Below are 10,210 nucleotides of genomic sequence, written 5' to 3' on the forward strand. Positions count from 1 at the left end.
CCCCGCCCGGGCGGGGGAGAAGACGGTCCGGGTGGGGCGGGTGATCCCGGTCGCCCCGGTCAGCCGGGGCATCAGCCGGGGCCCGCGGGTCATCGGGCGGCACCGGACGGCGGTCGCGGGGCCGGTCGGCGGATCGCCGGCTACCCCTGGGCCGTTCCGCCCAGTGGGCCCAGACCGGGGGGCCTACCACCCGGCGCGCCCCCGTCCCCGCCACCGGCCGAGGCGGACCCTGATTCCTGATCGCGGGTTCTTGATTTCTGGTCCGGTTCCTGGTCTCTGGCGCCTGATTCCGTCGCTCGTCGTTCGCAGCCCGGCCGGCCGGCGCGACACGGTAGGCTGGACCCGTCCGTGCGGTGGCGTACCGTCGTGTCATCGTCTGTCAGTGCCGGCGGTCCCCGCCAGCAGTGCCACTGGATTGATCTTCGAGGTCGAGATGCCCGCCCTGCGCTCCCGCACCACCACCCACGGCCGGAACATGGCCGGCGCCCGCGCCCTGTGGCGCGCGACCGGGATGACCGACGACGACTTTGGCAAGCCGATCGTCGCCGTGGCTAACAGCTTCACCGAGTTCGTCCCGGGGCATGTGCACTTGCGTAACCTTGGCTCGCTGGTGGCCGGGGCGGTGGCCGAGGCCGGTGGGGTGGCGCGCGAGTTCAACACCATTGCCGTGGACGACGGCATCGCGATGGGGCATGGCGGGATGCTCTACTCGCTGCCGTCCCGCGAGCTCATCGCCGACAGTGTCGAGTACATGGTGAACGCCCACTGCGCCGACGCCCTGGTCTGCATCTCCAACTGCGACAAGATCACCCCGGGGATGTTGCTCGCGGCACTGCGGCTGAACATCCCGACCGTGTTCGTCTCCGGTGGAGCGATGGAGTCGGGCAACGCGGTCATCTCCGGCGGCACGGCTCGGTCCAGGCTGGACCTCATCACCGCGATGTCGGCGGCGGTCAACCCGGACGTCTCGGACGGCGACCTGTCGACGATCGAGCGTTCGGCCTGCCCGACGTGTGGATCCTGCTCCGGCATGTTCACGGCGAACTCGATGAACTGCCTGACCGAGGCGATCGGGCTGTCTCTGCCCGGCAACGGGTCGACCCTGGCCACCGCCGCCGCCCGCCGTGAGCTGTTCGTCGAGGCCGGGCGCCTCGTGGTCGACCTGGCGCGGCGCTATTACGAGAAGGACGACGAGGCGGTCCTGCCCCGGTCGATCGCGACCGCCGCCGCCTTCCGTAACGCCTTCGCGGTCGATGTGGCAATGGGCGGTTCGACGAACACCGTGCTGCATCTGTTGGCCGCCGCCGTCGAGGCCGGCGTTGACGTCACCCTCGCCGACATCGACCAGATCTCCCGCACCGTCCCCTGCCTGTGCAAGGTGGCGCCGAGCTCCACCCGTTACTACATGGAGGACGTCCACCGGGCGGGCGGCATCCCCGCGATCCTCGGCGAGCTCGACCGGGCCGGGCTGCTCGACCCGGACCCGCACACGGTGCACTCCGCGAGCCTGCGCGAGTTCCTCGACCGCTGGGACGTCCGCGGCCCGAGCCCCTCGCCGGACGCGATCGAGCTGTTCCACGCGGCGCCGGGTGGCGTGCGCACGATCGAGCCGTTCAGCTCCACCAATCGGTGGGACACCCTCGACACCGACGCCAGGGACGGTTGCATCCGTTCGGTCGAGCACGCCTACTCCGCCGAGGGTGGGCTCGCGGTGCTGTTCGGCAACCTGGCCGTCGAGGGCGCCGTCGTGAAGACGGCCGGTGTGGACGAGGGCCAGTGGACCTTCCGCGGCCCGGCGCTCGTGGTCGAGAGCCAGGAAGAAGCGGTCGACACCATCCTCACCGGGCGGGTCAAGGCCGGGAATGTGATCATCGTCCGCTACGAGGGCCCTCGCGGCGGTCCGGGGATGCAGGAGATGCTCTACCCCACCGCGTTCCTCAAGGGCCGCGGTCTCGGCCCGAAGTGCGCCCTGATCACCGACGGCCGGTTCTCCGGCGGGAGCTCCGGACTGTCGATCGGTCACGTCTCCCCGGAGGCGGCCCACGGCGGGAGGATCGCCCTGGTCCGCGACGGGGACATCATCGAGATCGACATCCCGGCCCGCCGGCTGGAGCTCGTGGTCTCCGACGAGGAGCTGGCGAGCCGACGCGCGGCGCTGGAGGCGGCCGGCGGCTACCGTCCCACCGGGCGGGAACGGCCGGTGTCCATGGCGCTGCGGGCCTATGCGGCGATGGCGACCTCGGCCTCCACCGGTGCCGCGCGCGACGTCGGTCTGCTCGGCGGCTGATGAGGCGGCGTCCGGGCGGGCCCGGCTCGGACCGGGCCTGGCTCAGACCGGGACGGGTTCGGACCGGGACGGGTTCGGACCGGGCCTGGCTCAGACCGGGACGGCGGAGGGGGCGGACGACGGCGTCGCGAGCGTCACGGCAAAATCCCCATCGGGATCCGTCCACTGCCGCGCCACCGCCCAGCCCGCCAGCGCAAGCTCCGAGGCGATGCCGTCCAGGGTGAACTTGGCGCTGATCTCGGTGAGGATCTCCTCGCCCGGTTGGAAATCGGCCGTGACGGCGAGGGTCGCGATCGAGACGCGCTGCTCCCGAACGGAACGTAGCCGCATCTCGATCCAGGAGTTCTCGGCGTTCCAGACCGCCACATGCGCGAATCCGCGGATGTCGAAGTCGCCCCCGAGCTCCCGGTTGATCACCGTCAGCACATTACGGTTGAAAGCGGCGGTGACCCCGGCACCGTCGTCGTACGCGGCGACGAGGCGGTCGACGTCCTTGACGAGGTCCGTTCCCAGCAGCAGGGCGTCGGAGCTCCCGGCCTGCTCGCGCAGCGTACGGAGGAGGTTCTGCCGCTGCGCAGGGCGCAGATTGCCGACCGTGCCGCCGAGGAAGGCGAGCAGCCGATGGCCACCTCGGGGCAACTGGTGCAGATGCCGTTCGAAGTCCCCGACCACGGCCGCCACGGAGAGCCCCGGGTAGGTGGTGAGGATTCCGCGACCTGCCCGCACCAGGGCCGCCTCGTCGACATCGAAGGGGATGAAACGGCGGAGGTTGCCGGCCGCCCGCAGTGCGTCGAGCAGCAGCCTGGTCTTGTCGGAGGTTCCCGATCCCAGCTCGACGAGGGTGTCGGCCGGACAGGCAGCCGCGATCTCGTCGGCGTAACTGACCAGGATGGCCCGTTCCCGCCGGGTCGGGTAGTACTCCGCCAACCGGGTGATCTTGTCGAACAGCATGCCGCCGGTGGTGTCGTAGAACCACTTCGGCGGCAGCTCGCGGGGGCTCGCGGTGAGGCCGGCGAGCACGTCGCGGGCCAGCGTGACGGCGCGATCCGACTCGTGCAGGTGGCGGTCGACGGAGAGGCCCGGGAACGGGATCTCCGCCGTGCCGTTCGCGCCCGTCCCCTCGGGGACGGCATCATCCGCTCGGGTGGTTGTCGGAGTCCTTGGTGTCATGGATGTACCCTCCATCAACGTGGTGCAACCCACGGTAACTGATCTAGGAGATCATGTTACGAAGAGTGACTTGGTGTGTGTCGGCTACCAGGAGGTGATGGTCCGGAACGTCCACCCAGCCCGGTTCGTCATCGTCTGGTTCGCTTGCGACCAGGATTCCATCCTTCTCCCTCCGGTATGACAGGCTGTCCCGCCAGGCGGTCGCCACGATCTGGGTTCCATCCACCACCAGCAGGTTCAGCCGGGCCCGCTCGCCCGAACCCGCCGCGTCCAGCGACAGCACGACCTCGGCGACCGCCTCGGCGAGCGGACGCTTCCCGGCGTGCTCCCACACCAGCGAGGCGAGCAGCGCGGAGTCGCACGTCGAGTCCGGGACCGGAGCGCCGGGCCGGTCGCGCAGCATCCGCCGGACGGCCACCGGGTCGACCCGGCCGTTGTGGCTGAGCAGCCGGTGGCCGTCGGTGAAGGGAGCCGTCGCGCTCTCTTCGATCGGCATGCCGACGGTGGCGCTACGCACGGCAGCCAGCACGCAGCCGGAGGCGACCGCGCCGGCGATCGAGGCGTACGAGGCGTCCGTCCACATCGGCACGGCCCGGCGGAACCGGGCCGGCGCCGCCCGCAGCGCCGGGGCGTACCAGCCGACTCCGAACCCGTCGGCGTTCACCGTGCCGTGGCGCATCCGCCTCGGCGACCACGACTGGCGCAGCAGGCTGTACGGACGCTCCAGGGTCAGCCCCGCCAGGGTCCGTGGCGTTCCGATCCAGGCGAGGTGCCGGCACACCGAGGTCTCCTTCGCACGCGTGCTCGTTCGTCACCCGGCGTCGCGGGCCAGCCGGAATCCGGCGAAGATCTGCCGGCGGATCGGGTAATCCCAGTTCCGGAACGTGGCGCGGACGGCGACGGCGTCCGTCGCCCAGCTGCCCCCGCGCAGGACGCGGAAGGACGACTCCCGCCCGGCCTTCGGGAAGAAGACCTCGCTGTACTCCCGGTAGGGATAAGACGCGAAGCCCGGGTACGGCGTGAACCCGCTCGCCGTCCATTCCCAGACGTCCCCGATCATCTGTTCGGCTCCGCAGGGACTCGCGCCCGCGGGATAGGCCCCCAGCGGGGCCGGGCCGCTCGTCCAGTTGCCCAGATTGGCACGCTCCGGAGTCGGATCGGTGTCTCCCCACGGATACCGCCGTGAACGTCCGGTGACCGGGTCGTAGGCGGCGGCCTTCTCCCACTCGGCCTCGGTCGGCAGCCGCCTGCCGGCCCAGCGGGCATGCGCCTCGGCCTCGTACCAGCACACGTGCTGGACCGGCTCGTCGAGGGGAACCGGCTCGACCCGGCCGAACCGGCGGCGCAGCCAGGTGCCGCCCTCGCGCCACCAGAACGCGGGCGCGCTCAGGCCCTCCGTCTGGCGCCATTCCCATCCCGCCGCCGACCAGAGCCGCTCGTCGTCGTATCCGCCGGCGTCGATGAAGGCGACCTGCGCCCGGTTGGAGACGGGGAGGGTGTCGATCCAGAACGCGGGGAGGTGGACGCGGTGGGCGGGACCCTCGTTGTCGAAGGCCCAGGGATGGATACTGGTGCCGAGGGTGAACTCGCCGCCCGGCACGAGGACCTCCGGCCGCGGCACCCGGCGGCCGGGCGGTGGCGCCGCGCCGGGAGCAAGTACCGGCGGTCCCTGGCGGAGCTGGTGCGTGGCGAGCATTGTCTCGTCGTGCATGTGCTCGTGCTGCACGACCATGCCGTAGACGAAGCCGTCGGCGAGCAGCCGTTCCCGCTCCGGTACGGCAGTGGTTTCCGCGCCTGCGCCAGCCATCGGTCCGAACCGGTCGGGTCCGAACCGGTCGAGGAGGTCGAGAGTGCGGCCGCGGACCTCGTGCAGGTACGCCCTGGTCTCGGCGGGGCCGAGCAGGGCCAGCCGGCTGCGGCTCGCGCGGCTGTGCCGGAACGCGTCGTAGATGTCGTCGAGCCCCGGCCGCGTCCCGGTGCCGCCGGCCAGCGCGCGCACCAGCCAGAGATCCTCGTAGTTGCCGACGTGGGCGAGGTCCCAGACCAGCGGGGACATCAGCGGCGAGTGCTGGCGGAGGAGATCCTCCGCGGCGATGTCGGTGTACGTGAGTGAACGCTGGCGTGCGGTCCGCAGGGCGTCGGCGACGGTGTCGGCGGTGATCGGCTTCGTATCCCGGTCGGCGGCGGTCTCCTGGTCGGCGGCGGTCTCCCGGTCGGCCTGGGCGGCTGGGGATGCCGGGGACCGGGTCAGACGAGTGAGACGCACCGGTGGGCCTCCTCACGCAGCAGACCGGCCGGGCCGATCGCGAGAAGTCGTTCGGTCAGTTCGTCGGCCGGACATCGGCCGCGGTCGAGGTAGCGTCCGGCGAACGACTCGACCGTCTCGGCGAGATCGGTCGCGCCGCCGCGGCGCAGGGCGCTCACGGCCAGGTCGACGCAGCGCACCGCCGCGCGTCGCAGGGGCTCGTCGGCCATGCCGAGCATCGCCGCGGCCGGCCAGCGATGCGCGACGGCCAGGCACGCCTCGAACGCTCCGTCCGCGGCGACCGGGTCGTCAAGCAGTACCGTCGGCATCGCGACGGCAGCCTGCCAGCCGTCACCCGGCTGCGCGTCGAGGTAGCGCAGTTCCCACCAGCCACGCGGTCGGACCGGGGGGAACACCGTGGTCGCATGGTAGGAGAGATCCTCGGGGGTCGGGGGACGGGTGACCGGGCCGCGGCCGGCGAGCCAGTCCCCGAAGGTTGAGTCGTCCCGGACCGGGATGAAATGATGATCGTCTTCGGGGTTGCCGGCCCCGGCGGGATTCTCGACCATCATCAGCTTGGCGTCGAGCAGGTACCGCGCCCACAGGTCGACGAGATCGGGCTCGGTGTCGCCGGACCCCGGGGCCGTGAGAGCGGCCGCGACGGGCCGGGTTCGGCTCGCGTCGATGCCGTCCCACACCGCCTGGCGGGTCGACCGCCATCCGGTCCGGCGGCCGGCGTACGCGGGTGAGGCGGCGAACAGGGCGGTGAGGACCGGGCCGAGAGCGTGGACGAGTTGGAACCGCCGCGCCGCCTCGGCAGGCGAGCCGCCGAGGTCCAGGTTGACCTGGACGGAGGCGGTCGAGTACATCATCACCGTGCCGGACGCCCCGCCCCCGGTCCGGAAATGCTCCTCCATCGCCGCGTACCGGGACGCGCTGGTCTGCCGCATCCCGACGCGCAGGGGATCGACCCCCATGCCGACGAGGGCCAGGCCGTCGACCGCCAGGGCGGAGCGGACCAGGTTCAGATCGGCGGAGCTCGCCCGCACGGCCGCGGTGAGCTCGGCCGGCGGCCCGGACAGCTCCAGCTGGCCGCCGGGCTCGAAGGTGATGCGGCTGCCCCCGGGCAGGACCGGCCCGCCGGGACCCGGGGTGGTCCCGGGAATCCGGGCGAGGGACGCCAGCGTGCGGGCCGGCGGGATCAGACAGTGGACTGCCTGCGTGTCGACGATCAACCACTCCGTCTCGATGCCGACGCATCTTCCCGGTACCGTCGGGCCGCCGTTCCCCCGGGTGTCCTTGCGGTCGTTCCCGCGGTCGTTCCCGTAGGCCGCCTCATCGCCTGTCCCGTGGACCGGCGTGACGCAGCCGGCCGCGAAGGCCCATACCTGGTCGGTGTCGATCGCCCGCCGCTGCGGCTGTGAGTGAGGGTGTGGTGGCTGCGGCTCGTCATTCCGGATCCCCTCGGGTGTCACGTGGCGTGGCATCCTGTGGCTCCTCTCCGGCACTGCAACTGTTCGACACCGCGCCCGACGGCGGCCTCCGGTGGGTTCTCCCCTGCGCCGCCGGCCCCCTACCCGGCCGCCGTACCCGGTGTCGCCTCGGCCGTCTCGCCGATGGGTGGTATAGATGTGTTTTCAACGTGCTTCTCCCTCGCATATTCCACGCCTTTGACCCTGTCGCTGTTGTGTATTCGATGGAATGGTGACCGGGACGGACCGGGAGTCGGCAGCGCGCCGTGATTGACTGACAGCGGAGCCGGTTCCGGACCCGGAGACAACGCCGAGCGCAACGGCGTCGTGACGGCGCCGGGAGGTGGTGACCGCGGACGTGTCCGATCGGCAGTCAGCGGGACGTTCGGCCATGGCCGAGTACCTGCGGCGCAAGCAGCTCTACGTCGCCGAGCGCAGCGATCATAAACGGCGGGCGATGGCCGTCGCCGGGGCCACGGCGGGTGCCGTCACCCTCGTCGTCGCCGTGGTCATCCTCCTGGTCGGGCTGCCCGCGCTCGTGGCCGTGCAGCTCGCGATCATCTCGGCCGTCGTGGTGGTCCTCGTCGCGGCGACCCGGTTTCTCCGGTCCCCGCCGGAGATCGAGGCCTGGCGCGAGGACGCGGAGGCCGAACGCAGCACCGCACGGGCGTTGGACCGTCTGGCCCGGGCCGGCTACACCGTCCTGCACGACCGTGCGCTGGCCGACTCGGCCGGCAATATCGACCATCTCGTCATCGGGCCATCCGGGGCCTGGGTGATCGAGACCGACGCCCATCCGGGACCGATCCGCCAGAACACCGCCGGGGTCTGGGCCGGCAAGGTTCCATTGCGGGCGATGCTGGGGCTGGTCGCGTGGATGGGCGAGGAGGCCACCGCGCAGCTCCTCGCGGAACTGCCGGCGGGCTGGCAGCTGGAGGTCCAGCCGGTCGTAGCCTTCGCCCGCGCGGATCTTCCCGCCGGCTTGGCCCTCGTCGAGGGCGTGCTGTTGCTGCCCACCACCGGGGTGGCCGACTACGTGCTCTCCGCCGGGGTCGTGCTTCGGCCCATCGACGTGGCAATGCTGGTCGACGTGGCCGGGCGGGTGTTCCCGGCCTATGCGGTGTCGGGACCCCCGCCGTCCTGGCCGGCCCGATCCCGGCTGCGTGGCCTGCTGCGGCGTTGATCGGCTCGCAGTGACGTTGATCAGGACGATGCGACCCGGTCCGGCCACGTTGCCGGCGGGCGGGATACCGTTGGGTGAAGGTGGCCTACGAAGGAGACGAGATGGTTCGCAAGGTGACCGTGCTGGCTCTACTGGCGAGCGCCGGAGCCGCGCTGACCGCCGTCCGGCGCCGCGGCAGGGGCAAGGAGGAGATCGACCTCTGGCGGGAGGCGACCTCCGCGGCGGGCGCCCCGGCCGGCGGGCGCTGAGGTCCGCGGCAAGGCCGGGCTGCCACCCCGGCCCGAGGTGGCCCGAGGTGTCAGCCCGTCAAAGCTTCCAGCTCAGGGCCTCAGAGCTCGACTAGGCCCACGTCGACGACCAGGGTGCCGACCAGCCCGGCCGGGGCGGCGAGGTGCAGCTCGATGTGCGTCTCCGGTACCAAATCCTCGACGACGCGCAGCGGCACGTGGATTGAACCCCGCGCTCCGATCGGGAAGAAGCGCATGGGAATCCCGTTCCGCAGGAGGATCGGGCAGATCAGCTCGTCCGTCGAGTTACCGCCCCGAAAGTAGAGCGGCTGGGCGGTGATGCCGCCTGGGACGACGTAGCTGAACGACGAGCCAAGCGAAATCGGAACATCCAGACCTTTGCCCTCGAAGGGGACAATGCCCTGCAGGAAGCGAGGAGTCGTGAACATCCGCTCATCCTTCCGTCGGGTATCCGTGTGCATACTTTCCGTATCTTCCTCGGGGTATTTTCGCTCGGAGCTGTTTCCACCGCGTTACGTCGGCCATCGAGGGAGCGTCGGGCGCGACCTAGATCTTGAGCGTGGAGTGTGCCGACTATAAGGAATCTGCGGGTAAAGACGCTGGCAGGAGGCTTGACCTGGCGTGTGGTGGCGTGGGGAGGCACCGTAGAACCATGACCACCCCGACCTCGTCTCGACCGTCCGACGCCCTCGTTCCCGGCGCGGGAGCCGATGCCGGCCCCGGGGCGGGCGTGAGCATCGCCCAGGAGTCGAGCATCGACACGTCGCCGCCGTCCGGTCCCTCCTACCTCCCCTCGGTGGTTCCGCACGATCGGCTCGCCGGATGCGCGGCGGCCCATCGGCGTCTGCTGGAGGTGGCCGGCAGGCTGGACGACGTCGTCGTGCGCCGTCCGTCGGGCCTGCCGGGCTGGACGGTCGGTCACCTGCTCACTCACCTGGCCCGCAACGCGGACGGTCACACCGGCATGGTCGAAGCCGCCCGGGCCGGTGGGATCCGGGCCCAGTACCCCGGGGGCGCGCGGCAGCGGGAGGACGGCATCGCCGCCGGTCGCGATCTGCCCGCCGCGCACGTCCGCGACGACCTGGTGGCCGCGGTGACCCGGCTGGAGCGGGCCTGGGACGGCGTGCAGGTCGACGTCTGGCGCACGGGTCTCGGGCACACCGCCACCTATGGCCTGATGACCCTTGCCGATCTGGTCTTCCTCCGCTGGCGGGAGACCGAGATACACCTCGTCGACCTCGATCTTGCCGATCTCGGCGGTCCCGGCTGGGCGGACCTGGGCCCGGCCTACGTCCAGGCCGAATGGGAGTGGACCCTGCGCGGGCTGCCGGCCCGAGTACCCCCGGAGATCACCGTCGTGCTGGCGCCGGGGGACCGGCCGTCGACCGCCGTCGGTCGCGGGCAGCGGCGCGTGGTCGTCGACGCGCCTACCAGGCCGACGCTGCGCTGGCTCGCCGGCCGGGACCCGGGCCGGCCGGACTGGCCCACCCTCGCCCCCTGGGCCTGACCGGCGCTTTCTCGGACTGACCGGCCGGCCGCTCGGTGTCCCGGGCCGGGGGCCGGCAGGACCCGCGACGGGGCGGGCTTCTTCTGAGGTTTCCGGCT

9 protein-coding genes are annotated in these 10,210 nt (G+C 71.7%); 4 read left to right on the forward strand and 5 right to left on the reverse strand.

The features are described 5' to 3' along the window. The first annotated feature begins 433 nt into the window (after positions 1–433). On the forward strand, positions 434–2,287 hold the full coding sequence (gene ilvD / locus AC08OX_RS10210) for a dihydroxy-acid dehydratase (RefSeq protein ID WP_476607595.1): 1,854 nt from the start codon (positions 434–436) through the stop codon (positions 2,285–2,287). Between the two features lie 90 nt (positions 2,288–2,377). Here ilvD and egtD read toward each other — a convergent pair whose 3' ends face one another. Genes egtD through egtA form a run of 4 tightly spaced genes read right to left on the reverse strand, consistent with a single transcriptional unit; the run spans position 2,378 to position 7,189 of the window. After that, complete coding sequence (gene egtD / locus AC08OX_RS10215) at positions 2,378–3,457, reverse strand: L-histidine N(alpha)-methyltransferase (RefSeq protein ID WP_476607588.1); 1,080 nt, start codon at positions 3,455–3,457, stop codon at positions 2,378–2,380. A 43-nt stretch (positions 3,458–3,500) separates the two neighbouring features. Next, the gene (gene egtC / locus AC08OX_RS10220) at positions 3,501–4,238 is read right to left on the reverse strand and encodes an ergothioneine biosynthesis protein EgtC (RefSeq protein WP_476607589.1); all 738 of its coding nucleotides are present in this window, start codon (positions 4,236–4,238) and stop codon (positions 3,501–3,503) included. A 30-nt stretch (positions 4,239–4,268) separates the two neighbouring features. After that, positions 4,269–5,723 (reverse strand): ergothioneine biosynthesis protein EgtB, encoded by a 1,455-nt coding sequence (gene egtB / locus AC08OX_RS10225; RefSeq protein ID WP_476607590.1) that lies wholly within the window; start codon positions 5,721–5,723, stop codon positions 4,269–4,271. Next, positions 5,705–7,189, reverse strand: a complete 1,485-nt coding sequence (gene egtA, locus AC08OX_RS10230) for an ergothioneine biosynthesis glutamate--cysteine ligase EgtA (protein WP_476607591.1) — start codon at positions 7,187–7,189, stop codon at positions 5,705–5,707. The genes egtB and egtA overlap by 19 nt, the downstream gene beginning before the upstream one ends. A gap of 376 nt (positions 7,190–7,565) precedes the next feature. On the opposite strand from egtA, the gene AC08OX_RS10235 reads away from it, so the two are divergent. Continuing rightward, positions 7,566–8,357 (forward strand): nuclease-related domain-containing protein, encoded by a 792-nt coding sequence (locus AC08OX_RS10235; RefSeq protein ID WP_476607592.1) that lies wholly within the window; start codon positions 7,566–7,568, stop codon positions 8,355–8,357. 101 nt (positions 8,358–8,458) lie between these two features. Continuing rightward, positions 8,459–8,605: a DLW-39 family protein gene (locus tag AC08OX_RS10240; protein ID WP_035729042.1), complete on the forward strand. Its 147-nt coding sequence runs from the start codon at positions 8,459–8,461 to the stop codon at positions 8,603–8,605. Positions 8,606–8,685: 80 nt separating this feature from the next. Here AC08OX_RS10240 and AC08OX_RS10245 read toward each other — a convergent pair whose 3' ends face one another. After that, positions 8,686–9,033 carry a molybdopterin oxidoreductase gene (locus tag AC08OX_RS10245; RefSeq protein ID WP_476607593.1) on the reverse strand — a complete coding sequence of 116 codons (348 nt, stop codon included), beginning with the start codon at positions 9,031–9,033 and terminating at the stop codon, positions 8,686–8,688. A gap of 224 nt (positions 9,034–9,257) precedes the next feature. On the opposite strand from AC08OX_RS10245, the gene AC08OX_RS10250 reads away from it, so the two are divergent. Beyond that, entirely contained in the window at positions 9,258–10,112 is an 855-nt protein-coding gene (locus AC08OX_RS10250; protein WP_476607594.1) for a maleylpyruvate isomerase family mycothiol-dependent enzyme, read from the forward strand. The last annotated feature ends 98 nt before the right edge of the window (positions 10,113–10,210 follow it).

This window comes from Frankia sp. CoBUL1 (genome assembly GCF_978021245.1).

Bases quoted from the DNA above. Each gene is read 5' to 3' on its own strand.
- ilvD (WP_476607595.1), top strand. From the start codon at position 434: ATGCCCGCCCTGCGCTCCCGCACCACCACCCACGGCCGGAACATGGCC.
- egtD (WP_476607588.1), bottom strand. From the start codon at position 3,457: ATGACACCAAGGACTCCGACAACCACCCGAGCGGATGATGCCGTCCCC.
- egtA (WP_476607591.1), bottom strand. From the start codon at position 7,189: ATGCCACGCCACGTGACACCCGAGGGGATCCGGAATGACGAGCCGCAG.
- AC08OX_RS10235 (WP_476607592.1), top strand. From the start codon at position 7,566: ATGGCCGAGTACCTGCGGCGCAAGCAGCTCTACGTCGCCGAGCGCAGC.
- AC08OX_RS10240 (WP_035729042.1), top strand. From the start codon at position 8,459: ATGGTTCGCAAGGTGACCGTGCTGGCTCTACTGGCGAGCGCCGGAGCC.
- AC08OX_RS10245 (WP_476607593.1), bottom strand. From the start codon at position 9,033: ATGTTCACGACTCCTCGCTTCCTGCAGGGCATTGTCCCCTTCGAGGGC.
- AC08OX_RS10250 (WP_476607594.1), top strand. From the start codon at position 9,258: ATGACCACCCCGACCTCGTCTCGACCGTCCGACGCCCTCGTTCCCGGC.